Origin of the sequence: Faecalibacterium sp. BIOML-A1 (genome assembly GCF_009679715.1) — a bacterium.
Classification (GTDB): Bacteria; Bacillota; Clostridia; order Oscillospirales; family Ruminococcaceae; genus Faecalibacterium; species Faecalibacterium taiwanense.
The window spans coordinates 263,947-288,581 of sequence record NZ_WKZJ01000001.1; the positions used below are offsets into that span (position 1 = coordinate 263,947).

Annotated in this window: 25 protein-coding genes; 23 read left to right on the plus strand and 2 right to left on the minus strand. The window is 57.0% G+C overall.

The annotated features are described in order from the left end of the window. Nucleotides 1-159 precede the first annotated feature (159 nt). From GKG36_RS01330 to glmS, 12 genes are all read left to right on the plus strand, one after another. The gene (locus GKG36_RS01330) at nt 160-567 is read left to right on the plus strand and encodes a zinc ribbon domain-containing protein (RefSeq protein ID WP_097774820.1); all 408 of its coding nucleotides are present in this window, start codon (nt 160-162) and stop codon (nt 565-567) included. A 161-nt stretch (nt 568-728) separates the two neighbouring features. Then, the gene (locus tag GKG36_RS01335; RefSeq protein ID WP_223387844.1) at nt 729-1,439 is read left to right on the plus strand and encodes a MazG family protein; all 711 of its coding nucleotides are present in this window, start codon (nt 729-731) and stop codon (nt 1,437-1,439) included. A 54-nt stretch (nt 1,440-1,493) separates the two neighbouring features. After that, nucleotides 1,494-1,763, plus strand: coding sequence for an HU family DNA-binding protein (locus GKG36_RS01340; RefSeq protein ID WP_005940126.1), 270 nt, complete (start codon nt 1,494-1,496; stop codon nt 1,761-1,763). Between the two features lie 70 nt (nt 1,764-1,833). After that, the gene (locus GKG36_RS01345; RefSeq protein ID WP_005940129.1) at nt 1,834-2,091 is read left to right on the plus strand and encodes an RNA-binding S4 domain-containing protein; all 258 of its coding nucleotides are present in this window, start codon (nt 1,834-1,836) and stop codon (nt 2,089-2,091) included. Nucleotides 2,092-2,139: 48 nt separating this feature from the next. Continuing rightward, nucleotides 2,140-2,424: a YabP/YqfC family sporulation protein gene (locus GKG36_RS01350; protein ID WP_005940132.1), complete on the plus strand. Its 285-nt coding sequence runs from the start codon at nt 2,140-2,142 to the stop codon at nt 2,422-2,424. Continuing rightward, nucleotides 2,421-2,861 carry a hypothetical protein gene (locus GKG36_RS01355; protein WP_154258700.1) on the plus strand — a complete coding sequence of 147 codons (441 nt, stop codon included), beginning with the start codon at nt 2,421-2,423 and terminating at the stop codon, nt 2,859-2,861. The genes GKG36_RS01350 and GKG36_RS01355 overlap by 4 nt, the downstream gene beginning before the upstream one ends. A gap of 30 nt (nt 2,862-2,891) precedes the next feature. Beyond that, nucleotides 2,892-3,197, plus strand: a complete 306-nt coding sequence (locus tag GKG36_RS01360; protein ID WP_005940137.1) for a septum formation initiator family protein — start codon at nt 2,892-2,894, stop codon at nt 3,195-3,197. Nucleotides 3,198-3,236: 39 nt separating this feature from the next. Further along, a complete protein-coding gene (locus tag GKG36_RS01365; protein WP_005940140.1) occupies nt 3,237-3,806 on the plus strand; it encodes a S1 RNA-binding domain-containing protein in 570 nt (189 codons plus the stop codon). Nucleotides 3,807-3,911: 105 nt separating this feature from the next. Then, on the plus strand, nt 3,912-5,117 hold the full coding sequence (locus GKG36_RS01370; RefSeq protein WP_154258702.1) for a class I SAM-dependent RNA methyltransferase: 1,206 nt from the start codon (nt 3,912-3,914) through the stop codon (nt 5,115-5,117). 270 nt (nt 5,118-5,387) lie between these two features. Next, entirely contained in the window at nt 5,388-6,257 is an 870-nt protein-coding gene (locus GKG36_RS01375) for a DUF5685 family protein (protein WP_154258704.1), read from the plus strand. Further along, complete coding sequence (locus GKG36_RS01380) at nt 6,254-6,811, plus strand: hypothetical protein (protein WP_154258706.1); 558 nt, start codon at nt 6,254-6,256, stop codon at nt 6,809-6,811. Before GKG36_RS01375 ends, GKG36_RS01380 begins: the two co-directional genes overlap by 4 nt. Nucleotides 6,812-7,112: 301 nt before the next feature. Beyond that, nucleotides 7,113-8,933, plus strand: coding sequence for a glutamine--fructose-6-phosphate transaminase (isomerizing) (gene glmS, locus GKG36_RS01385; protein WP_154258708.1), 1,821 nt, complete (start codon nt 7,113-7,115; stop codon nt 8,931-8,933). Nucleotides 8,934-9,287: 354 nt separating this feature from the next. Here the strand turns inward: glmS and GKG36_RS01390 are convergent, their stop codons facing one another. Both GKG36_RS01390 and GKG36_RS01395 read right to left on the minus strand, forming a co-directional pair. Next, a complete protein-coding gene (locus GKG36_RS01390) occupies nt 9,288-10,553 on the minus strand; it encodes an AI-2E family transporter (protein WP_173012854.1) in 1,266 nt (421 codons plus the stop codon). Between the two features lie 48 nt (nt 10,554-10,601). Continuing rightward, nucleotides 10,602-11,948: a butyryl-CoA:acetate CoA-transferase gene (locus GKG36_RS01395; RefSeq protein WP_154258712.1), complete on the minus strand. Its 1,347-nt coding sequence runs from the start codon at nt 11,946-11,948 to the stop codon at nt 10,602-10,604. A gap of 513 nt (nt 11,949-12,461) precedes the next feature. Here GKG36_RS01395 and coaD point away from each other — a divergent pair. The 11 genes from coaD (at nt 12,462) to dnaG (ending at nt 24,633) form a co-directional block, all read left to right on the plus strand. Continuing rightward, on the plus strand, nt 12,462-12,968 hold the full coding sequence (coaD, locus tag GKG36_RS01400; protein ID WP_120019708.1) for a pantetheine-phosphate adenylyltransferase: 507 nt from the start codon (nt 12,462-12,464) through the stop codon (nt 12,966-12,968). 79 nt (nt 12,969-13,047) lie between these two features. After that, nucleotides 13,048-14,265: an acetyl-CoA C-acetyltransferase gene (locus tag GKG36_RS01405; protein WP_097774827.1), complete on the plus strand. Its 1,218-nt coding sequence runs from the start codon at nt 13,048-13,050 to the stop codon at nt 14,263-14,265. A 122-nt stretch (nt 14,266-14,387) separates the two neighbouring features. Further along, nucleotides 14,388-15,173 carry an enoyl-CoA hydratase-related protein gene (locus GKG36_RS01410; RefSeq protein WP_097774828.1) on the plus strand — a complete coding sequence of 262 codons (786 nt, stop codon included), beginning with the start codon at nt 14,388-14,390 and terminating at the stop codon, nt 15,171-15,173. 42 nt (nt 15,174-15,215) lie between these two features. Then, on the plus strand, nt 15,216-16,088 hold the full coding sequence (locus tag GKG36_RS01415) for a 3-hydroxyacyl-CoA dehydrogenase NAD-binding domain-containing protein (RefSeq protein WP_005940172.1): 873 nt from the start codon (nt 15,216-15,218) through the stop codon (nt 16,086-16,088). Between the two features lie 104 nt (nt 16,089-16,192). Further along, nucleotides 16,193-17,368, plus strand: coding sequence for an acyl-CoA dehydrogenase family protein (locus GKG36_RS01420; RefSeq protein WP_005940174.1), 1,176 nt, complete (start codon nt 16,193-16,195; stop codon nt 17,366-17,368). Between the two features lie 17 nt (nt 17,369-17,385). After that, nucleotides 17,386-18,180, plus strand: coding sequence for an acryloyl-CoA reductase electron transfer subunit gamma (acrB, locus tag GKG36_RS01425; protein WP_005940175.1), 795 nt, complete (start codon nt 17,386-17,388; stop codon nt 18,178-18,180). A 21-nt stretch (nt 18,181-18,201) separates the two neighbouring features. Then, the gene (acrA, locus tag GKG36_RS01430) at nt 18,202-19,296 is read left to right on the plus strand and encodes an acryloyl-CoA reductase electron transfer subunit beta (RefSeq protein ID WP_005940176.1); all 1,095 of its coding nucleotides are present in this window, start codon (nt 18,202-18,204) and stop codon (nt 19,294-19,296) included. Nucleotides 19,297-19,911: 615 nt separating this feature from the next. Continuing rightward, the gene (locus GKG36_RS01435; protein ID WP_154258714.1) at nt 19,912-20,850 is read left to right on the plus strand and encodes a CAP domain-containing protein; all 939 of its coding nucleotides are present in this window, start codon (nt 19,912-19,914) and stop codon (nt 20,848-20,850) included. A 195-nt stretch (nt 20,851-21,045) separates the two neighbouring features. Continuing rightward, entirely contained in the window at nt 21,046-21,666 is a 621-nt protein-coding gene (locus GKG36_RS01440; protein WP_097774833.1) for a YigZ family protein, read from the plus strand. 167 nt (nt 21,667-21,833) lie between these two features. After that, nucleotides 21,834-22,832 (plus strand): deoxyguanosinetriphosphate triphosphohydrolase, encoded by a 999-nt coding sequence (locus GKG36_RS01445; protein WP_154258716.1) that lies wholly within the window; start codon nt 21,834-21,836, stop codon nt 22,830-22,832. Between the two features lie 25 nt (nt 22,833-22,857). After that, complete coding sequence (gene dnaG / locus GKG36_RS01450; RefSeq protein ID WP_154258718.1) at nt 22,858-24,633, plus strand: DNA primase; 1,776 nt, start codon at nt 22,858-22,860, stop codon at nt 24,631-24,633. The last annotated feature ends 2 nt before the right edge of the window (nt 24,634-24,635 follow it).

The window sequence follows — 24,635 nt, forward strand, 5'->3', positions numbered from 1 at the left end:
TAAATTTAGGCCGAATGCGAAAAAATTGTTTCCAAACCGGCACCAAACTGTAAAAAATGCGGCCCGTTCATTGCAAACGAGCGGCCTGTGCGCTATAATGGAGATACCATCCGCACATGGCCCACGATAAACAGGCCGATAGTAAGAGAGGTGTCTTTTATGGATTTCAACAAGATCAAGGAAATGGGTCTGGAATATGCCGAAAAAGGCAAGAACGCTGCACTGGACCTGGCCGAAAAGGGCAAGACTCAGGCTTTGATCGTAAATGAGCAGGGCAAGCTGCTCAAGGCACAGCGCCAGTTGGGCGCACTGGTGTACAGTCTGGCCAAGGGCAAGGAAGAAAACCAGCCGCTGGTGGATAAGTATATCGAGATGATCGATAACATCGAGCAGGAGATCGCCCGCCTGAAAGCATCCCTGACCCCGGCGGAAGCTGCCGAGGCGGAATATGTGGTGCACGAGGAAGTTCCTGCTGACCAACCGGAAGAGCACAAAGCCTGCCCGCAGTGCGGTGCTCCCGTCTCGGACGATGCACTGTTCTGCAACAAGTGCGGTGCACAGCTGTAATAAAACGGTTCAGCAACAGGGCGGCGCTCCCCACAGGGCACCGTCCTGTTTTTGCGAGCGGAAAATGCAGGCGAAATGCGGGAAATTTGCGCACTTTGTCTTGCAAAACTGCATGAGATGCGATACAATATACAGTATCTTTTACAAGGCAGGTGAGCGCTGTGCTGGACTGGCAGCCAAAGGCACCCTATACGGCAGAGCAGCTGCTGGAAATTCTGCGTATCCTGCGGGACCCGGAGAACGGCTGTCCGTGGGATAAGGTACAGACCCATGCTTCCATCCGGAAGAACTTTCTGGAAGAGACCTGCGAAGCGCTGGAGGCCATTGATGCTGACGATCCGCAGTTGATGCAGGAAGAGCTGGGCGATGTGCTGATGCAGGTGGCGTTCCACGCGGTGATCGAAGAAGAGCGCGGGCGCTTTACTTTTGAGGATGTCTGCCGTGAGGTGTGCGAGAAGCTGGTGTTCCGGCATCCGAACATCTTTGCGTCCTCGGCGGCACAAAATGCGGGTATAAACGGCTGGGATGCGCTCAAAAATAAGGAAAAGGGCCGCACCACTCTGGCTGATGAGCTGGGCACAGTGCCGGTTACGCTGCCTGCTTTGATGCGTGCCCAGAAGCTGCAGAAGCGTGCCGACCGCTGCGGGGCAGAGCAGTCTGCGCCGGAAACGGCACGGCAGGCTTTGCGGGCAGCACTGGACGGCTGGAACCGGGAACAGGACGCACAGGCGGCGGGAGAACTGCTGTTTGCTGCGGCCAATGCCATGCGGCTGGCTGGTGTGGACGCGGAGGAAGCGCTGACCTTTGCATCCAAGCGCTATTGTGCAGAACTGCTGGCGCAGAAAGAACAAAGCGGTACTCAGGTCGAGTGACCTGCTCCGATAGAGAAAAAAGAACACCAAGTAACAAATCTGGAGGGTATTTTTATGACGAAGACCGATCTGATCGCACAGGTTGCTGCGAACACTGAGATGAGCAAGAAGAGCGCTGAGCAGGCTGTCAATGCTGTGTTTGAAGCACTGAGCAAGGCCATGTCTGAGGGCGAAAAGATCACCATTTCCGGTTTTGGCACCTTTGAGATGCGTGAGCGCGCCGAGCGTCAGGGCATCAACCCCCGCACCCGTGAGCCGATCACCATTGCCGCTTCCCGCAGCATCGTGTTCAAGCCCGGCAAGTCCCTGAAGGACACCCTGTAAGCTGTATCTGCTTTGCCGCCGCTGCCTGCAAGAGGGTGCGGCGGCTTTTTTTGTGACAGGAGGAAGAACCATGCGTCTGGATAAATATTTGAAAGTTTCGCGTCTGATCAAGCGCCGCACCGTGGCAAACGAGGTGGCCGATGCAGGCCGCATCCTCATCAACGGCAAGATCGCCAAGGCCAGTCAGGCCGTCAAGGCGGGCGACATCATCGAGGTGACCTTCGGCAACCGGCCCATCAAGGTAAAGGTGCTCTCGGATGTGGAGCCGCGCACCAAGGATGTGGCCCGCGAGATGTACGAGATCATTGCAGAGGGCGAGCAGGCATAAAAGCCCCGGTCCGGTGCATAGGATGCACCAGAAAAGGGGAGACGAACCATGCCGGAAAAAACACCCAGAGATCCGCAGCCCGCGCCGCACGATCTGATCTTGGAAAGCCGCGCCCGCCTGACGGTGACCGGTGTGCAGAAGGTACTGCACTGCAATGCCGACAGCGCTGCCATGGAAACGGGCAAGGGCACGCTGCACCTGACCGGGGCGCAGCTGAACATGGCGGCGCTGGATCTGGAGACCGGGGAGGCGAAGTTCACCGGCCGCATCGACACGCTGGAATATACGGCCAGCGCACCGGCGGGCGGTTTCCTGCGCCGCCTGCTGCGATGATCCCGGTACTGCCGCCTGCAGCCCTTGGGCAGGAGATCGCTGCCTGCACGGTGCTGGGAGCCAGTATCGGCGCACTGCGGGCTGTATTCCCGGCCAGAGGGCGTGCAGCTTTTGTGCCGGATCTGGTGTGGATGGGTGCTGTGCTGGCCGCTGTGCAGAGCTACGCAGCAGGGCAGAGCAGTGCCGGTGTTCTGCGCTGGTACATGGCTGCGGCAGCCTTTGCCGGTGCCGGTGCAGCAGCCTTTGTGCTGGGTGCGCCGCTGCGTGCAGCGGGAGGCGTTTTACAGCGCCGGGTGCTCCGGCCGGCAGAGCGGCGGCACGCCCGGCGGAGAAAGGCGCGCAAACTACGCCGCAGCGCAAAAAGAACTGCAAAAAAGCGCAAAAAGAACTTGCCAAACCAGCGCCGCATGATGTATAATTCATATGTGTTAAAGTAAGAGTCAAATGCAACGGGGGCAGAAGAGATCATGGCAGCACCGGACCGCAGAAAACGCAAGAAGAAAGTGGTCGTTAAAACGCTTGTACGGGTGTTTTTTGTCCTGCTGCTGCTGAGTATGCTGGCAGCATACATTTCCAATCAGGTCACCATCAGCTCCAAACGTGCGGAGCTGGACACGCTGAACGAGCAGATCGCCCAGCAAAAGACTGAAAACGAGGAGATGCAGCGCATTCTCAGCGGCGATGCAGACCAGATCACCGAGTGGGTCGCGCGGGATTCTTACAATTACGCTGCACCCAACGAGCGCATCTTTGTGGATGTGACCGGCAGCTGAATTGCTGCCCATTCTATGGAAAACAAGGAGTATTGAGTTTTGGCAATTGAGGTAGGGAACGTATTCGAGGGCCGCGTCACCGGTGTAAAGCCGTTTGGCGCTTTTGTCGCACTGCCGGAGGGCCGTGTAGGCATGGTCCATATTTCCGAGGTGTCCAACGAGTTCGTGCAGGACATTGCAGCTGTTCTGCACGATGGTGATATCGTCAAGGTGCAGGTGATCAACATTGCACCGGATGGCAAGATCGCGCTGTCCATCAAGCGCCTGCTGCCGCCGCCTCCGCGCCCGGCGCGTGAGGGCAGAGGCCCTGCAGGCGGTCCGCGCTCTGGTGGTCCCCGTCCGGGCGGCCCCCGCGAGGGTGGTCATTTTGGTGCAGGCCGCGGCGGCGCTGGCCGCCCCCCGCGTGAGGGCGGCAGAGGCCCTGCCCGCGACAGCGCACCCCGTGTATGGCAGCCCAAGGCTCCCGTCCGTTCCGATAACATGAGCTTTGAGGACATGATGAGCCGCTTCAAGAGCCAGAGCGAAGAGAAGATGGCCGATCTTGATCACGAGACCAATAACCGCCGCGGCGGTGGTTATGCGCCTCGCGGCCGCGGTGGCCGCCGCTGAGCGGAAAGGCCTGCGCTTTTCAAGCCTGATCAAAATAACGGAAACAGACCTGTCTCATTTGATCGGGCAGGTCTGTTTTTTCCGTAATAAAAGAAAGGAACCACAATGCCTGCAAAATTTGAACTGATCGCGCCCTGCTTTTTTGGGTGTGAATCCACTGCAAAATTTGAGCTGACCCGCATCGGCGCAGAGAATATCCGCGTGGACGATGGCCGTCTGAGCTTTGCCGGCGGCGCAGAGATGATCGCTGCTGCAAACCTTAATCTGCGCACGGTGGAGCGCGTGATGCTGCTGCTGGCCCGCTACAGGGCCGCCACCTTTGATGACCTGTTCGACGGCGTGTACGATATCCCGTGGGAGGAGCTGCTGCCCGCAGACGCAGCCTTTTCGGTCACCGGCTCTTCGCTGAACAGCCAGCTGTCCAGTGTGCCTGCCTGCCAGAGCATCATCAAAAAAGCTGTGGTCAAGCGCCTGATGGCAAAGCACCATACCTCTGTGCTGCCGGAGACCGGCGCGGAGTACAAGATCCGCTTCATGCTGCGCAAGGATCAGTGTGAGATCATGCTGGACACCACCGGCGACGGCCTGCACAAGCGCGGCTACCGCCGCAACGCCATGGAGGCACCCATCCGCGAGACTTTGGCGGCTACCATTGCAGACCTTGGCCGTGTGCGCCGCGACAGTCTGGTGGAGGACCCCTTCTGCGGCAGCGGCACGCTGCTGATCGAAGCTGCTCAGAAAGCCATGAACATTGCCCCCGGCCTGAAGCGCCGCTTTGCCGCCGAGCGCTATGGCTTTGTGCCGGCAGCCATCTGGGCCGAGCAGCGTCAGAAGGCACTGGCCGAGGCCAAGCTGGATGTGGGTTTTGAAGCCTTTGGCTATGATATCGACCCTGCCGCTGTGGCTCTGGCCAACGCCAATGCAAAGCTGGCCGGTGTGGAAAAGCGCTGCCACTTTGAAGTGGCTGATGTGGCCGACTTTGCCGCGAAGCAGGAGGCCATCGTGCTGACGAATCCCCCGTATGGCGAGCGCATGAGCACCATTGAAGGTGCTGCAAAGCTGGCCCGCACGCTGGGCCGGCAGATGGAAGCACACCCCTGTGCAGGCGTGTATGCGATCACTGCCGATATGGATTTTGAGACCCACTACGGCAAGCGTGCCAACAAGCGCCGCAAGATGTACAACGGCATGATCCCCTGCCAGCTGTATATGTACTACAGCGCGCCCAAGCTTGAGCACACTGCAAAGCCGATGCCGAAGTCCGGCTTTGATGGCAAGCGCACTGCACCGAACCGCTTTAACAAGAAGTAATTGAAAAATGTTACCTGCCGCACCGGAGCTGTCCAGTGCGGCTTTTTACATTGCAGCCGGTAATTACCGGAAAAAAACAAAGCGGGGTCTGAATTGGCAGGAGATGGAAATGGACGCAAACACAGGAAGTTTTACGCTGTGTTCCGTGCCATGTGCGGCAAAGATGAGACAAATTCATGCTCTTTTTACAAAGGATGGTTGAACCTGGGCTGAAAATGGATTATACTTACCTTATTATTCTGCGGTTCTTCCGAGGAGGAAAAGGTGCGTATGAAGGGTAGGATGCGGCCATATCTGCCGGAGCTCACCATCCGGGATTACAATATCTACCTGCGCTATCTGCGCGGGGTGCGACGTCAGCTGTACGAGGCGTACGGATTATATTCCTGCCATCTGCTGCGGAGCAACGGCGTGCTGTTTGCCATCCTTTCGGACAGTCTGGCCGGGCGGCAGGCCACTTGCCAGCGCAAGCGGGTCCCGGGCACACTGGCCTGGCGCAGGCTCATGTGCCAGACCCAGGGCATCCGGCTGGCCGCACAGGTGGAGGTGCTGCTGGGCTGGCACAACCTGCAGGACCGCAAATACAGCGAGCTGCGGCCGCTCAAGCGCCTGCGCCGTGCGGTGGACCGTCTGCTGCTGCGCCGCGCCTATGAGCGTGCCGTGCAGGAGAACCCGGCGCTGGAACGGCTGTTCGTGCAGGAGCGGGATCAGGCCGTGGTGCAGATGAACCTGAGCGCCAAGAACTACTCTCTTGCCGCTGAACCCATGAGCAACATTTACGGTGCACTGTATTCCACCCTTGCCACCGACGACCCCAGCCAGCGCAAGAGCATGCGCTACATCGGCAGCAGCATCGGCCGCATTTTTTACCTGCTGGATAAGGCTGAGCGCTTTGAGATGGACAAGAGCAGCGGCCGCTACAACGTGTTCGTAGTCAACGACCTGCGAGGACAGGCTGCGGCGGTGGAGAATGCCCGCCGTCAGGCACTGGCTGCCGCCAACGATCTGATCCGCGTGTACAGTATGCTGGACATCAAATTGAACCGCGGCCTGCTGGATAACATCATGCTGCTTGGTCTGCACCATGCGGTGGATCCGCTGGAAGCCGGTGCTGAGCGCGAAAACTGGGAGATCCCATGAAGCAAAACCATCAAAAAAGCTGGGCCATGGCTTACTGCGGCATTGTGGCGGCGCTGTGCGTCGCACTGATGCTGCTGGGAGCTGTGATCCCCATTGCCATGTTCATTGCGCCTGCAGTGGCAGGCTTCCTTGTTGCCACGGTGTGCGTGGAGTGCGGGATGCAGCTGGCCTTGACGGCCTATGCGGCAGTCAGCCTGCTGGCACTGCTGTTCGTGCCGGATAAGGAAGTAGCGCTGATCTTTGTGTTCCTGCTGGGGTATTACCCGCTGGCAAAGCCGAAGTTTGAGCGCATCCGCCCTGCGGTTCTGCGCATTGTCTGCAAGCTGCTGCTGTGCAACGGCGCAGTGCTGGCCATGTACGGGCTGGTATTTCTGCTGGTGCCGGCAGGCAGCATTTCGCAGGAGCTGCGCACCACCGCGCTGGCTGTCTCGCTGGCAACGCTGGTCATGGGCAATGTTGCCTTTGTGCTGTACGACCGGGCAGTGCATAACATGCTCATGATGTACCGGCTGGTCTGGCGGCCGAAACTTCATAAAACTTTGGGCTGGCGCTGAGCCAGCCTTTGTGCTATAATGGGGCATCAGAAAGGGGAGAGCGCAGCACACAGGTAACGCAAAGCGCCGGGCCACGCGGGTGACAGCCGCGAGGGTGACGAGGAGAGGAATCATCGAAAGATTCGGCGGATGTTTCTCCGGCTGAGGGCTAGACCAGCCGCAGAGAAGGGCAAAAAACGGCAGCAATACCGCAACAGATCCCTTCAAAGAAAGCCATACAAGAACATAAACTGTACTAGGAAGCTGACTGGATATCACTGCGCCTTTTTGCGCGGGAACGGTCGGTATGGAGGTATTTTGTATGTGTGGCATTGTTGGTTATGTCGGTAAGCGCAGTGCGCAGGACGTGCTGCTGGATGGTCTGGAAAAGCTGGAGTATCGCGGGTACGACTCCGCCGGTGTGGCGCTTGCGCTGGACGGCGGCATCCGCGTGGTAAAAAGCAAAGGACGGCTCACCGCCCTGCGGGAAAAGCTGGCGGCGCAGCAGCTGGCACAAAGCTTCTGCGGCATCGGCCACACCCGCTGGGCTACCCATGGCGAGCCCAGCGATGTGAACAGCCACCCGCATTCGACCCCGCGTGTGAGCATTGTGCACAATGGCATCATTGAAAATTACGGCCTGCTCAAGGAGCGCTTGGCCGCAAAAGGCTATACCTTCCAGAGTGAGACGGACACCGAAGTGCTGGTAAAGTTGATCGACAGCTGCTATACCGGTGACCCGCTGCGTGCATTGCAGCAGGCGCTTGCCAAGGTGCGCGGCAGCTATGCGCTGGCCGTGCTGTTCCGGGATTACCCGGACACCATTTTTGCAGTCAAGCGGGAAAGCCCGCTGATCGTCGGCTGGGGCGAGGGCGAAAACTTTGTGGCTTCGGATATTCCGGCACTGCTCAAGTATACCCGGAAATACAGCGTGCTGGAAGAAGGGGATATGGCCGTCTGCACCACAGAGGGCATCCGCTTCTACAACGAATTTGGTGAGCCAGTGGAGCGTCAGCAGCTGACGGTGGACTGGGATATGGAAGCTGCCGAAAAGGGCGGCTATCCCCACTTTATGCTCAAGGAGATCAACGAGCAGCCTGCGGCCATTATGGCCACGGTCAGCCCCCGTGTAGAGGACGGACTGCCGGTGCTGCGCATCCCGGAGCTGACCGATGAAGTGCTGCGCGGTATTGGCCGGGTGCATCTGGTGGGCTGCGGTACGGCTATGCATGCCGGTATGGTGGGCAAATCTGCCATCGAAACGTTGGCCCGTGTGCCCGCCGAGGTGGACATTGCCAGCGAGTTCCGTTACCGGGACCCCATTCTGGAAAAGAACGATCTGGTCATCATCATCAGCCAGTCCGGCGAGACCAGCGACACGTTGGCAGCGCTCAAGCTGGCCAAGAGCCGCGGCGTGCCGGTGCTGGCCATCGTGAATGTGGTGGGCAGCTCCATTGCACGTGCCGCAGATTATGTAATGTACACCTATGCCGGGCCGGAGATCGCGGTAGCATCCACCAAGGCGTATATGGTGCAGATGTGCGTGCTGTATCTGTTTGCACTGCGGCTGGCCTACGCGCGCGGACGGCTGAACGAGGCAGAGACCCGCCGCTATACGGCCCAGCTGCTGCGCGCACCGGAGGTCATCAAGCCGCGCCTTGCAGATTGTGAGCAGATCAAGTACCTTGCCAGCCGCTATGTGAACACCCAGAGCTGCTTCTTCATTGGGCGCTGGTTCGACTATGCGCTCTCGCTGGAGGGCAGCCTGAAACTCAAGGAGATCAGCTATGTGCACTCGGATGCCTATGCAGCCGGTGAACTGAAACATGGTACCATCAGCCTGATCACCGATGGTGTGCCGGTGATCGCACTGGCCACCCAGAAACAGGTGTACGAAAAGACCATTTCCAATGCCAAGGAGACCCGCAGCCGCGGCGCAAGGGTGCTGCTGTTTACCACAAAGGATGCTGTGGTGCCGGAAGGCGTGGCAGATGCCGTGATCCGGCTGGATGAGTATGAGGACATTCTGATGCCGCTGCAGCTCATTGTGCCGTTACAGCTGTTCGCCTATTATATGGCTGTTCTGCGCGGCTGTGACGTGGATAAGCCGCGTAATCTGGCCAAGAGCGTGACCGTGGAGTGACGGCACAAAACGCAGCCAGAAAGCCCTGCACGAAACAGAAATAACAAAACAGGACCCGTGCTGAATCACTGAAGTGCATTCTGTCAAGTAGACGAAAAAATAATATAAGGTTTTTGTTCGCCGTTTCCACAAGGAGACGGCGAATTTTTTGTGCAGCTCGGTTCATGGCACCGACATGAGCCTGCATCGGCATCTGGATGAACAGACGGTGCTGGTAACGGCGGTTGTTGCAGCAGTCAACAGTGAATAGTGATTGTTCTTTCTTGACATGAAAATACCCCCAGAGTATTCAGAGTTTTTGTCTCTGTCTACTCTAGGGGTAGCGTATCACATGGAATGCCGGGGCATTGTGATTTATAGATTATTTGTTTCGGCAGGAGGTGCTTCCGATGCAGACGTTTCTACCGGAACATCGTCCTCCGGGTCACCGAAGTTGTCGTGGTAAGTCTGCAGCAGGTCAATCTCCTTGTTGCGCTTCAGGCCGTGGATGACCAGCTTTTTGATCACATCATAGATGACTGCAAACAGCGGCACACCTACGATCATGCCCACAAAACCCCACAGACCGCCGAACAGCAGGATGGAGAACAGTACCCAGAAACTGGAAAGACCGGTGGTGTTGCCCAGGATCTTGGGGCCGATCACGTTTCCGTCTAGCTGCTGCAGCACCAGAACGAACAGGACGAACCATAGCGCCTTGATGGGGTTCTGAATGAGGATCAGCAGGGTGGCGGGCACGGCACCGATGAACGGGCCGAAGAAGGGGATCACATTGGTCACGCCGATGATCACGGAAACCAGAAGGGCACTGGGGAACTTGAAGATCAGGCAGCCGATATAGCACAGCACGCCGATGATGGCGGAATCCATGATCTTGCCGTTGATGAAGCCGCCGAACATCTTATCGGCGTACTTCACTTCTTCCTTGATCAGCTCTGCCCAGCGGGGCTTGAAGATGCTGTAGAGCACCAGCTTGGCTTGCTGCACAAAGCGCTTGCGGCTGGCCAGCATATACACGGCCACGATGATGCCGATGATCAGGTTCTTGGCCATGGTCACTACGTTCAGCACACCCACTGCGGCACCGCTGACGATGTTCTGCATGGAGGGCAGGAGCCGGGTCTTGATCAGATCATCGATATTGGTGCTGATGGTGGCATAAGCAGAGTTGAGCATGTCCATGATCTGCTGGTTGTTCTCAATGAACTCCACATGATTCGCCCACTGCACGAACTTTGCGAGGTTGCGCTGCGCAGTGTAGTACAGGGTGGTCACGCTGGTAATGAGCTGCGGAATGATCATCATGCACAAAGCGTAGATAAGGAGCAGGCCGAACAGGATGGTCAGCGTAACGGACAGCACATTGACCAGACCATGCATCTTTTCCGGGATGAACCGGCGCAGAAAGCTCTCGATGGTGTTGCACACAGGCTTGAGCAGGTAGGCGATGACGGCACCGTAGATGAACGGCATCAGAATGCCGGTCAGCGTGGAGATGGCATCACCAAAACCATCGAAGCGGTAGATCAGGAAAAAGAAGATGATGCTCAGGGAGATCGCTCCAAATCCTGCCAACATCCCGTAGAGATAGGGCTTGATGTGCGGCTTTTTGTCCATCATGATAGACTCCATTTCAGCCGCGGACAGCAGGAATCCCCGCGGCACTTATCAGATTTTGTTGCTCCTGCGCCAGATGTGCATTTTTTCGGCTTCCTTGATCAGGTCTTCACGGAAGTCGGGATGTGCTACGCTGATCAGAGCTTCAGCCTTTTCCCAGGTGGTCAGGCCCTTCAGGTTCACGCAGCCGTACTCGGTGCACAGGTAGTGGATGTTGGCACGGGTATCGGTGACGATGCTGCCGTTTTCCAGAGTGGGACGGATGCGGCTCTCCAGCTGGCCGGTCTTCTTATTAAAGAAGGTAGAGGACAGGCAGATAAAGCTCTTGCCGCCCTTGGAAAGGTATGCGCCCAGAACGAAGTCCAGCTGACCGCCGGCACCGGAGATGTGCTTGAGGCCTGCAGTCTCAGCGTTCACCTGACCGAACAGGTCGATGTCCACAGCGTTGTTGATGGAAATAAAGTTATCCAGTGCGGAGATACTGCGGATATCGTTGGTGTAGTCCACGGGTGCAGACATGCACTCCGGGTTATCGTTCAGGTAATCGTACATTTTCTGGGTGCCGGCACCGAAGGCGTAGACCTGACGGCCCTTGTCCAGCTGCTTGCGTGCACCGGTGATCTTGCCGGCCTTGGCGATATCCACAAAGGCATCCACATACATTTCGGTGTGCACGCCCAGATCCTTCAAATCGCTCTGTGCGATCAGGCTGCCGATGGCATTGGGCATACCGCCGATGCCCAGCTGCAGGCAGGCACCGTTGGGGATCTGCGGAACGATCAGGTTGGCAACCTTCAGATCCACTTCGGTAGCAGCACCGGGAGCGGCCATCTGGCCGATGGGCGGGTTCTCGCCTTCCACGATGCCGGTGACCTGAGAAATGTGGATGCAGTTCTCCATGCCGCCAAGGCAGCGGGGCATGTTCTTGTTGACCTCAACGATGATCTTCTTGGCTTTTTCGCACACAGCACCCAGATGAGATGCACTGGGGCCGAAGTTGAAGTAGCCATGCTCGTCCATGGGGGTCACCTGGAACACCGCCACATCCAGCGGATCCGGGCTTTCGCGGTAGTAGCGGGGCAGCTCGGAATAACGGATGGGGGAGTAGAAGGAAAAGCCCTGTGCAATGGCCTTGCGCTCAATGCCGCCCATATGCCAGCTGTTCCATGTCATGTGTGCAGCGGGATCGTCGATCTGGAAGATCGCGGGCACCCACATCAGGATGCCGCCGCGGAAGTTGACACCTTCCAGCTCAGGCAGACGCTTTGCGATCTCGGCATCCACCGCCACAGGGGTGTTCACAGCCCAGCCGTAATCCACCCAGTCACCGCTTTTGACCAGTGCGGCAGCCTGAGCGGCGGTCATTTTCTTCTGAGCATACAGTTCCGTAAAATCCATTATAAACCATCCTCTCCTATAATAACATAAAGGAATTGTAAATTTATCATTTACTCTTCCTGCACGGACAAATCTTTGCAGGATGTTTACCACCTGTTGGCAATTTGAACACAGCTCTGACACAGGCGGATGATATCCTGATAACCAGCAGAAGGCAGCTGTCGGACAGGGCAGCAGATCTGCACAACTTAGTTATAACATTAACAATGTGTAGAATCAATAGTTTATCGAGAAAATTTTGACCGACTGGCAATATGGACAAAATTCGCGGAGTTTTTGGACGATTGTTTGGTGCTGAAAAACCAAAATCTTTGCAAAAGGACTTGATAAAATTTTGACGATATGGTTTACTTATAGCGTAGCAGGCGGCTGCGATGCAGCACGGCATTGATTGTTTAAATTTTAACGATAAAACGTACAGCTTGCACAAAAATCTTGCACCCAAGACTGGAAAGTGCTATCATGGCAGAACCAAAACGCGCTTTTCACAGCGCTCAAGGAGGACACCAGACGATGGCAACAGCAGTTTATCCCGGTTCGTTCGATCCGGTCACAAAAGGGCATCTCGATATCATCAAGCGCGCGGCAAAGATCAACGATCATCTGATCGTGGCGGTGCTCATCAACAGCGCAAAGAATCCGCTCTTCACCGTGGAGGAGCGCGTGGAGCTTCTAAAGGAATGCTGCAAGGGCATCCAGAATGTTTCGGTGGAGAGCTTCGACGGCCTGACCGTGGAGTTCGCCAAGAAACGGCACGCTTCGGTGATGGTGCGGGGCCTGCGGGCGGTGACGGATTTTGAAAACGAGATCCAGCTTGCGCAGACCAATCACGCACTGATGCCCGGCATCGAGACCATGTTTCTGGCAACGAGCATCAAGTGGAGCTACCTTTCTTCCACCATTGTAAAAGAGGCAGCTTACTACGGCAGCGACATCGGTAAGTTCGTCACACCCAATGTGGAAAAGGCGGTCAACGAAAAGTATGCGCTGATCCGGCAGAAAAAAGACCCCGAGACCTAATTTGTAAAAGCGCTTACGGGCGTTTTGATAAAAATGGCTTACGAAAAGTAACACATACACAATTCAGGAGGCTATTCACATGAAAAAGATCGTTATCGCATCTGCATGCCGTACCGCTATTGGCAAGTTCGGCGGCACTCTGGCAAACGTTCCCGCAGTTGAGCTGGGCTCCATCGTCATCAAGGAAGCCCTGAACCGTGCAAACGTCGCACCTGAGCAGGTCGATCATGTTTACATGGGCTGTGTCATTCAGGCTGGTCTGGGCCAGAACGTTGCACGTCAGGCTGCTCTGAAGGCTGGTCTGCCCATCGAGACCCCGGCTGTCACCGTCAACGTGGTGTGTGGCTCCGGTCTGAACTGCGTCAATATGGCTGCTCAGATGATCGAGGCTGGCGATGCTGATATCGTGGTCGCAGGCGGCATGGAGAACATGGACATGGCTCCCTTCGCACTGCAGAAGGCTCGTTACGGCTACCGCATGGGCGCACCCATGGGCAAGAGCGAGATCGTGGATACCATGGTCAACGATGCTCTGTGGGATGCCTGCGGCTTCAACAAGCACATGGGCATGACCGCTGAGAATGTCTGCACCAACGAGACTTATCAGAAGAAGTACGGCTACAGCCCCATCACCCGTGAGATGCTGGACGAGTTCTCATACAACAGCCAGCTGAAGGCTGACAAGGCTATCAAGGACGGCGCTTTCAAGGACGAGATCGTTCCCGTTGTGATCAAGGGCAAGAAGGGCGACACCGTGTTCGATACTGATGAAGGCCCCCGTCTGAGCGCTCCTGAAGTGCTGGCAAAGCTGAAGCCCGCTTTCACCAAGGACGGCATCGTGACCGCCGGCAACTCTTCCGCCATCAATGACGGCGCTGCTGCTCTGGTCATCATGAGCGAGGAGAAGGCTAAGGAGCTGGGCGTGAAGCCTCTGGCTACCTGGGTCGCAGGTGCTTTGGCTGGCGTTGAGCCGGAAGTCATGGGTCTGGGCCCCATCGCTGCTACCAAGAAGGTCATGGCTAAGACCGGCATGAGCGTTGCTGACATGGATCTGATCGAGGCCAACGAGGCATTTGCTGCTCAGTCTGTGGCTGTCAGCCAGGCTCTGAACTTTGATATGAGCAAGGTGAACGTCAACGGCGGCGCAATTGCTCTGGGCCACCCGGTCGGCGCTTCCGGCGCTCGTATCCTGGTCACCCTGCTGTATGCTATGAAGCATCGCGGTGCTCACAAGGGTCTGGCTACCCTGTGCATCGGCGGCGGCATGGGCTGCGCTACCATCGTTGAGATGGACTAAGTTCCACCTCTTGGAATCCTGACTGAATGACAGACCCGGACGGGGAAGGGAACCGGAGAGCCTTTCCTCCGTCCGGGGGCTGTTTGTGATAATTGATAAGATTTGAATAGGAGGTTTTCACAATGGCATTTGTAAAAACCGAGGTGCAGGGTGCAGTTGAGATCATTACCATCGACCGCCCCAAGGCACTGAATGCCCTGAATCCCGAAGTTCTGGCAGACCTGAAGGCAGCTTTTGAGGCTGTGGATCAGGAGACTGTCCGCTGCATCGTTCTGACCGGCGAAGGCGACAAGAGCTTCGTGGCAGGTGCAGATATCGGTTCCATGAGCACCATGACCAAGGCAGAGGGCGAGGCCTTCGGCAAGCTGGGCAATGATGTGTTCCTGATGATTGAGAGCTTCCCCATCCCCGTTATTGCAGCCGTGAACGGCTTTGCACTGGGCGGCGGCAACGAGCTGGCTATGAGCTGCGACATCCGCATCTGCTCTGACAACGCTGTGTTCGGCCAGCCGGAAGTGGGTCTGGGCATCACCCCGGGCTTCGGCGGCACCCAGCGTCTGGCACGTCTGGTCGGCATGGGTATGGCAAAGCAGCTGGTCTACTCTGCACTGAACATCAAGGCGGACGAGGCTCTGCGCATTGGTCTGGTGAACGCTGTGTATCCTCAGGCTGAACTGATGGAGAACGTGCTGAAGCTGGCCGGCAAGATCGCAAAGAATGCACCCATCGCTGTACGCAACTGCAAGAAGGCAATCAACGGCGGCATCAGCCTGCCCATCGAGAAGGCTGTTGAGGTCGAGGAAAAGCTGTTCGGCAGCTGCTTCGAGACCCACGACCAGAAGGAAGGCATGGCCTGCTTCCTGAGCCGTGAGAAGCCGAAGCCCAAGGCAGTGTTCACCAACAACTAATCCATTACTACATAATTTTTGATATTAAAGGAGAGGTTTCCTATGAAGATCGGTGTTATCGGCGCTGGCACCATGGGCCAGGGCATCGCAAAGGCATTTGCACAGGTTGAGGGCAACACCGTTGCTCTGTGCGACATCAAGCAGGAGTGGGCCGAGAATGGTCTGGCAAAGATCAAGAAGGGCTACGAGAAGCTGGTTGCCAAGGGAAAGATGACGCAGGAAAAGGCAGACGCTATCGTTGCTGCCATCACCCCGGGCCTGAAGGAAGACCTGTGCGCTGACTGCGATCTGGTCGTTGAGGCTGCTTTTGAGGATATGAAGGTCAAACAGACCACCTTCGGCGAGCTGGATAAGATCTGCAAGCCCGAGTGCATCTTCGCTTCCAACACTTCTTCTCTGTCCATCACCGAGATCGGCAAGGGCGTTAGCCGTCCGCTGGTCGGCATGCACTTCTTTAACCCCGCAGACCGCATGAAGCTGATCGAGGTCATCGCAGGCTGCAACACTCCCGCTGAGACCGTTGAGAAGATCAAGGAGATCTCTGTTGCCATCGGCAAGCAGCCGGTTCAGGTCAATGAGGCTGCAGGCTTCGTCGTCAACCGCATCCTGATCCCCATGATCAACGAAGCTGCTTTCATCAAGATGGAAGGCGTTTCCGATATCGCCGGCATCGACACCGCTATGAAGCTGGGTGCCAACCACCCCATGGGTCCCCTGGAGCTGGGCGACTTCATCGGCCTGGATATCTGCCTGGCCATCATGGATGTGCTGTACAAGGAGACCGGCGACAGCAAGTACCGTGCCTGCCCGCTGATCCGTAAGATGGTCCGCGGCGGCAACCTGGGCTGCAAGAGCGGCAAGGGCTTCTACGTTTACAACGCAGACCGCACCAAGACCCCTGTTGACCAGCTGTAAATTCTGATAAACGTTTCTCCCGACCGTGGAAACGCGGCCGGGAGGAATTTGTTTGCACCGGGCAATTCCGGTAAATGAAAAAGACCCGTTAGGAGGATATAGCGATGGATTTTACTCTGTCCAAGCAGCAGCAGATGGTACAGAAAATGTACCGCGAGTTTGCTGAGAACGAAGTCAAGCCCCTGGCAAAGAAGGTTGATGCGGAAGAGTACTTCCCCAAAGAGACCGTCGAAAAGATGGGCAAGCTCGGCATGATGGGCATTTATTTCCCGACTGAGGTCGGCGGTGCAGGCGGCGATGTGCTGTCCTACGTCATGGCAGTGGAAGAGCTGAGCAAGGTCTGCGGCACCACCGGTGTCATCGTCTCTGCTCACACCAGCCTGTGTGCTGCTCCTATTTATGAAAATGGTACTCCCGAGCAGAAGGCAAAGTATCTGCCCAAGCTGTGCAGCGGTGAGTGGCTGGGTGCTTTCGGCCTGACTGAGCCGGGTGCCGGCACTGATGCACAGGGTCAGCAGACCTTTGCAAAGCAGGACCCCGAGACCGGTGATTGGATCCTGAACGGTTCCAAGATCTTCATCACCAACGCCGGCTACGCAAACGTCTTTATCGTTATTGCTGTCACCGATATCGTGCCCGACAAGAAGGGCCGTCCCACCAAGCAGTGCTCCGCCTTTATCGTGGAGCGCACCGACCCGGGCTTCTCTGTCGGTAAGGCTGAGGACAAGATGGGCATCCGCGGTTCTTCCACCTGCGAGCTGATCTTTGAGGACTGCCGCATCCCTGCTGACCGTATGCTGGGTGTGCGTGGCCGCGGCTTCCAGCTGGCTATGGCTACTCTGGACGGTGGCCGTATCGGCATTGCTTCTCAGGCTCTGGGCATCGCCGAGGGCGCTCTGGAAGAGACCGTTGCTTACGTCAAGGAGCGCAAGCAGTTCGGCCGCAGCATTTCCGCATTCCAGAACACCCAGTTCGAGCTGGCTGAGATGAAGGCACGCGTTGAGGCTGCAAAGTATCTGGTCTACGCTGCTGCTCTGAAGAAGCAGGAAGCAATGGATGGCAAGAAGGTCCGTTACAGCGTTGAGGCTGCTCAGGCAAAGCTGATCGCAGCCCGCACCGCAAGCGATGTGACCCGCCGCTGCCTGCAGCTGTTCGGCGGTTACGGCTACACCCGTGACTATCCCATCGAGCGCATGATGCGTGATGCCAAGATCACTGAGATCTACGAGGGCACCAGCGAAGTGCAGATGATGGTCATTTCCGGCGCGCTGCTGAAGTAAGGGAGGCAAGAGTTACAATGAAAGCAATTGTTTGTGTAAAGCAGGTTCCTGATACCTCCGGCAAGGTGTCCGTCAAGCCCGATGGCACTCTGGACCGTGCTTCGATGGCTACCATCACCAACCCTGATGACCTGAACGCTCTGGAGGCTGCTCTGAAGCTCAAGGACGCTACCGGCTGCGAAGTCGTTGTTGTTACCATGGGTCCCCCGCCGGCAGAAGGCATGCTGCGTGAGCTGCTGGCCCGCGGTGCAGATAAGGCTGTTCTGGTCTCCGGCCGTGAGTTCGGCGGTTCCGATACCTTCGCAACCAGCCAGATCCTGGCTGCTGCCGTCAACAAGATCGGTGTCGGCCCCGAGGACGTTGTGTTCTGCGGCCGTCAGGCAATTGATGGTGATACCGCTCAGGTCGGTCCTCAGATCGCTGAGAAGCTGCACCTGCCTCAGGTCACCTATGTGGCTGACATCCAGAAGGATGGCAACACCCTGACCGTGAAGCGTATGCTGGAGGACGGCTACATGATGGTCAAGGTGCAGACTCCCTGCCTGCTGACCTGCATCAAGGAGCTGAACCAGCCCCGTTACATGAGCGTGAACGGCATCTTCACCTGCTACGACAAGCCGATGGAAGTGTTCGATTACAACGCACTGAAGGACGATCCGCTGATCGAGGTCGATACCATTGGTCTGAAGGGTTCTCCGACGAACGTCTTTAAGTCCTTCACTCCTCCGCAGAAGGGCGCAGGCACCATGCTCAAGGGCGACGATACTGCCGCACAGCTGGCTGGTATCCTGGCCAAGAAGCACCTGATCTGATGAAAGGAGCATAGGATTACAATGGCTGATTTTAACGAATACAAGGGCGTATGGGTCTTCTGCGAGCAGCGCCAGGGCGCATTGATGCCCACTGATTTCGAGCTGGTGAGCGAGGCCCGCAAGCTGGCTGATGAGCTGGGCTGCGAGGTCACCGGTCTGCTGCTGGGCGACAACGTGGAAGGCATTGCCAAGGAGCTGGGCGGCTATGGTGCCGATAAGGTCATGGTCTGCGACAGCCCCCTGCTGAAGGATTACACCACCGATGCATACGCTAAGGTCGTGTGCGACATGGTCAACGAGTACAAGCCCGAAGTCCTGCTGATCGGTGCAACCAACATCGGCCGCGATCTCGGCCCCCGCTGCGCAGCCCGCCTGCACACCGGCCTGACCGCCGATGCTACCCATCTGGATATCGACACTGCAAAGTACATCGATTTCCTGAAGGAGAGCTCCACCATCGACCTGTCCAAGCAGAAGTTCGATATGGAAGACCGCAACCTGAAGATGACCCGTCCCGCATTCGGCGGCCATCTGATGGCTACCATCATCTGCCCCCGTTTCCGTCCGCAGATGTCCACCGTGCGTCCCGGCGTTATGAAGAAGGCTCCCTTCGATCAGGCCAAGGCTGATGCCTGCCAGATCGTGAAGCCCGCATTCGCTCTGGCTGCTGAGGACATCAAGACCGAGGTCCTGAGCGTTGAGAAGGCCGCTGAGAAGCTGGTCGATCTGATCGGCGCAGACGTGATCGTCTCTGTTGGCCGCGGCATCAGCAAGGATGTCAACAAGGGCATTGAGCTGGCTGAGCAGCTGGCTGCCGCTTTGGGCGGCGGCGTTGTGGGTGCTTCCCGTGCCGTCACCGATGCAGGCTGGATGACCGCTGACCATCAGGTTGGTCAGACCGGCAAGACCGTGCACCCCAAGATCTATGTTGCTCTGGGCATCTCCGGCGCTATCCAGCACACCGCTGGTATGCAGGACTCCGAGTGCATCATCGCTGTCAACAAGAACGAGGGTGCTCCCATCTTCGGCGTGGCTGACTACGGCATCGTGGGCGATCTGTTCAAGGTCGTGCCCGAACTGATCAAGCAGATCGAGGCAGCAAAGGCTGCTCAGTGATCGACTGACGCGAGATCTTTTTATAGCATAGCCTGAATTGTGGGAGGGCGGCTCTTCGGAGCCGCTCTTCTTTTTATGTAAGGAATACGGCACAGCACAGATGGCCCTGAAAAGGCTGCCTGTGCTGTTTTTTGTTGCAGAAAGTACAGCCAGAGGCTGGCTGCAGCCCAGAAAAGGGCTGCGGGATGGGAGGGGAGTGGAATGGAAAAGCGCACACAAAAGTCTGTTACACTTTGAAATATGCATATAAGCGAATAAACATACAGAAAAATGCATGAAAAACATTGCAGAAAAGGTGTGGAAAAATAAAATGCAACACGTTAAGTGTGACGAAACAATCCTGAAAACGGTGAAGCGCAACACGGACGTAACAAATTCACGGGATCTTGGATGAATCTGTTGCGCTTGTGAAACGTTTTCGGAACGGGAAATTTTGATTTTTTGCATTTTCTCTCAAAAAATCGACAGAAACTCCTTGACGATGAGATGCTATTGTGATACTTTTGTTGCACAAAAGCAACACATTTGAAACGGAAGAGTTGCAAATGTGTTGCAGTACGCATTCACATGAATGCAAAAAAGCTTTTATATACAAAAGCTTACGGAGGATGTCTTATGAAACTCGAGATGCGCACCCTGAAGAATATCGCAGCAGCAGCTATGACTTTGGCTGTGGTTTTTGGTGCTGCATCTCTCAAGCCCGTTACTGCAAACGCAGCTGAGGCTTCGGGTTCTGCCTCCATCGAAGAAGAAAATTCCTACATCAGCTTTCAGGACGAAGCTTATCAGAACGAGTTCCTGCGCCGCGTAAACAACGAGCGCGCAAAGGCTGGTCTGAAGCCCGTTCAGCTGGGCGACAGCAGCCACAATAGTGCCGCTCAGGAGCGCGCTAAGGAACTGGCCTCTTCTTATTCCTACGTTCGTCCCAATGGCCAGCGCGATTTTACCATCTTCGCCGAGAATGGTATCAACGATGCGTCCGTTGGCGAAAACTACATAGCTGGCGTTTCTACCCCCGATGCAGCGGTGGATCAGTGGATGAACATTGATTTCGCACGTGAGCGCATGCTGAATGCGGATGTGACCACCATGAGTGTGGGCCACTACGAAGGCGGCGTTTACAACAACTACTGGGTGCTGATCTTCTCTTGCCCCGAAAACTCTTACACCAGCAACTACCGTCAGGAAGTTCTGAATCTGGTCAATGCCGAGCGTGCAAAGTACGGCTTGCAGCCCCTGGTCATGGGCGATGCAAAGCTCACCGCAGCTGCTCAGCGGCGCGCCGAAGAGATCGCAACCGTCAATTCTCACGTTCGTCCCAATGGTACCAAGTGGTACACTGTTCTCAGCGAGTACGGCGTGACGGATGCCGCTGCTGGCGAGAATGCCGCATGGGGCAGCGTTTCTCCTGAAGAAGTCGTGAATGCCTGGATGAACTCCGAAGGCCATCGCGCAAACATTCTGGATCCCGAAGCTCGTGCAATGGGTGTTGGCTACTACTACAACAGCTCCAGCACTTGGGGCCATCAGTGGATCCAGCTCTTTACGAAGTGATCATCTGCTTTCTTCTAACAAAAGATCGGCTGAGCTGCAAGGCTTGGCCGATTTTTTGTTGCGCTTTTTTCTGGCAGAGGACATGCGGGCAGCGGTACCGGGAGCTGGCCTTGACACAAAAACGTATGCGGCAGTGGTTGCACAACGGACGATTTATGTTATACTTGATTTGAATAACATGCAGGAGGAACCACAGTGGAGGATTACCGCACCATCCATGGCACGGCCACAGGAGAATACGAAGAAAAGAAGAGCCGCTTCATTGCGGCGCTGTCATTTGCGGACAGCGAGGAAGCTGCCGTTGCATTTCTGGAACAGGTGCGTGCGGCCAACCGCACCGCCCGTCACAATGTGTATGCCTACCGCCTGCGGGAAGGCAACCGGGAACGCTATTCAGATGATGGTGAACCGGCCAAGACGGCGGGCACACCAGCGCTGGAGGTGCTGCAGCACAGCGGCCTGACGGATCTGATCGTGGTGGTGACCCGTTACTTTGGCGGCGTGCTGCTGGGCACCGGCGGCTTGGTGCGCGCATACACCACGGCTACGGCCCGTGCACTGGAAAATGCCGAGGTGGTCACGGTGCGCAGCGTGGTGGAGCTGCGCGTGACGGTGGATTACTCCCTTTATGAGCGTGCATCGCTGCTGATCGATGCGGCGGGAGCAAAACAGGCCGCGCCGCAGTTCACGGATCGCGTGACCCTGTGCTGGCAGATGCCGGAACACACCGAAGGCCCGCTGCTGGAACAGCTGCGGGAGCTGACGCGCGGCAGCGCGCAGGTGACGGTATCCGACCCGTTCTACGCACCGTTCTGAACCCGGCAGCAGCAAAAATAAAAAAGCAAGCATTATTTTGCGAACCGACAGGCTTTTTCCCCCTTCGACAAAGCGGGTGTGCTACAATTGCCGCAGACGCAGCAATTGGGATCGGCTGTGCCGAAACAGAGAGGGGGAATGGCGACAAAAAGGGAGGGCGACTTTGTATGGATGTACGTCAGCGCACAGAAGAGATCGAACATATGACCTTCGCGCCGTGGGCTACCTTCAGCGACCAGAGCCGCGGCCGCATGCTGCCGGAAGAGCAGGACCCGATCCGGCCGGTGTTCCAGCGTGACCGTGACCGGGTGCTGCACTGCAAGGCGTTCCGACGGCTCAAACAAAAGACGCAGGTGTTCCTCTCGCCGGAGGGAGATCTGTACCGCACCCGACTGACCCATACGCTGGAGGTCTCGCAGATCGCGCGGACCATTGCCCGCGCCCTGCGGCTGAACGAAGATCTGACCGAAGCGATCAGCCTTGCCCATGATCTGGGCCACACGCCGTTTGGCCATGCCGGGGAGCGCGCGCTGAATGAGCTGTGCCCGGACGGCTTCAAGCACTATATGCAGAGCCTGCGTGTGGTGGACAAGCTGGAAAAGGACGGCCGGGGCCTGAACCTGACGTGGGAGGTGCGCAACGGCATCGTGACCCACACAAAGGGCACCTGGGCGGCAACGCCGGAAGGGCGCATCGTGCGCATGGCGGATCAAATCGCCTATGTGAACCACGACATTGAGGACGCGGTGCGCGCCGGTGTGCTGGACCCAGCCACCCTGCCGAAAGAATGCACCGCCGTGCTGGGCCAGACAAAATCTGCCCGCATCACCACCATGATCAACAGTATCCTTGCCAACAGCGATGGGGATGTGAAGGTGGGCGCAGAGGAAAACGAAGCCTTCCTTGCGCTGCGGGATTTCATGTACGCCACCGTGTATGTGGACAAGACCGCCAAGCGGGAAGAGCAGAAGGTGGACAAGGTGATCGGGGAACTGTACGATTACTACCTGAACCATGTGGACCGGATGTCCAACTTCTACATCCAGCTGGCTTATCAGGAGGGCGGAGAACGCGCAGTGACCGATTACATCAGTGGCATGAGCGATGAATTTGCCATCCGCACTTTTGAGGAATTGTTTGTGCCCCGGAAGTGGCATGTCCTATAAATCCGAAAGGTCGTTTGAAAGATCCATGATCCCACACGAATACATTGAAGAACTGACCCGCCGCACCGACATTGTGGAGCTGGTGGGCAGCTATGTGCAGCTCAAGCGCAAGGGACGTTTGTATGGCGGCCTGTGCCCCTTTCACAGCGAAAAAACGCCCTCATTCTACGTCTACCCGGACACCCAGAGCTTTTACTGCTTTGGCTGCGGCGCAGGCGGCGATGCCATTACCTTTACGAAAAAGATCAACAGCATCGATTACCCGGAGGCCGTTAAGCTGCTGGCAGCGCGGGCCGGTATGCCGGAGCCGCAGGAGGACGACAAAACAGGCCGGATGCGCAGCCGCATCCTCTCCATGAACAAGGAGGCGGCACGGTTTTTCCACGCCTGCCTGAACTCCACCGTGGAGGAAGCCCGTCAGGCCCGTGCCTACTGGCGGCGGCGCGGTCTGGACGACAAGACGATCGTCCGGTTCGGGCTGGGCTATGCGCCCAACGACGGACAGGCGCTGTATCAGTTCCTGCGCGATAAGGGCTACAATCAGCAGGAGCTAGATGCCAGCGGCCTGTTCAAGCGCAGTGCGTCCGGCCGCATCTACTGCCTGTTCTGGAAGCGGGTGATGACCCCCATCTTTGACCTGCGCGGCAACATCATTGCGTTTGGTGGGCGCGTGCTGGACGATTCCAAACCGAAATATGTCAACAGCCCGGAAACGCTGGTGTACCACAAATCAGAGACGGTGTTTGCGCTGCAGATCGCAAAGCGCAGCGCGGTGCGCCGGTTCGTGCTGTGCGAGGGCTACATGGACGTGATCAGTATGCATCAGGCAGGCATCGACACAGCAGTGTGCGCCTGCGGCACGGCCCTGACCCCGGAGCAGGTGCGGCTCATCAGCGAGTATGCTGACGAGGTGATCCTGAGCTACGATTCGGACGAAGCAGGCCAGAAGGCCACGCTGCGCTCGCTGGAACTGTTCCGCAACAGCCCGGTAAAGGTGGGCGTGCTGCAGATCCCCGGTGCAAAGGACCCGGACGAGTACATCAAAAAGTATGGCGCAGAGCGATTCAAGGCCCTGCTGGATGGTGTGGGCAATGCACTGGACTTCCGGCTGGGCCGTCTGCGCAGCCAGTACGATCTGGCACAGGATGCCCAGCGGCTGGAATACGTGAAGGAAGCTGTGAATATGCTGGCAGAGCGCTCCAACCCTACCGAGCAGGAAGTGTATGCGGGGCGTCTGGCTGAGGAGACCAACATCTCCAAAACAGCTATCATGACCCAGCTGGAGACCGCCGTGAAGAGGGCGGGCAGCAAGCACCGCTGGGAGAAAAAGCAGCAGGCGCTCAAGTCCGGTGAGATGAATCAGATCAACGTGCCGTACAGTGCAGGAGGCAGTCAGGCACTGGGCATTGCCAGTGCACAGCAGCGGCTGCTGGCGGCGATCCTGCGGGAGCCGCACTATATCGATCTGGTGCAGGGGCAGCTGACCGCAGAACAGTTCGTGCTGCCGCAGCAGAAGGAGCTGTTTGAAGCTATGCTGCGCTGCCGACAGGAGGGCATTGAGATCAGCCTGACCACGCTGCGCGCTTTTGTAAGCGAAGAAGCGCTGAATGAACTGAGCCATCTTGCGGCACAATACAGCGATGTGAATTGTACGCCGGATGATATCCGGCTGTATCTGGACCGCATTGCCCGGGGGATGCCCATGGCAGGCAAGGCGGCGCATATGTCCAATGAGGAACTGAGTGATTACCTCCAGTCGATGCGCGAAAAGAAGCAGGGAAATGTGCCTGTAGAAGAATGATC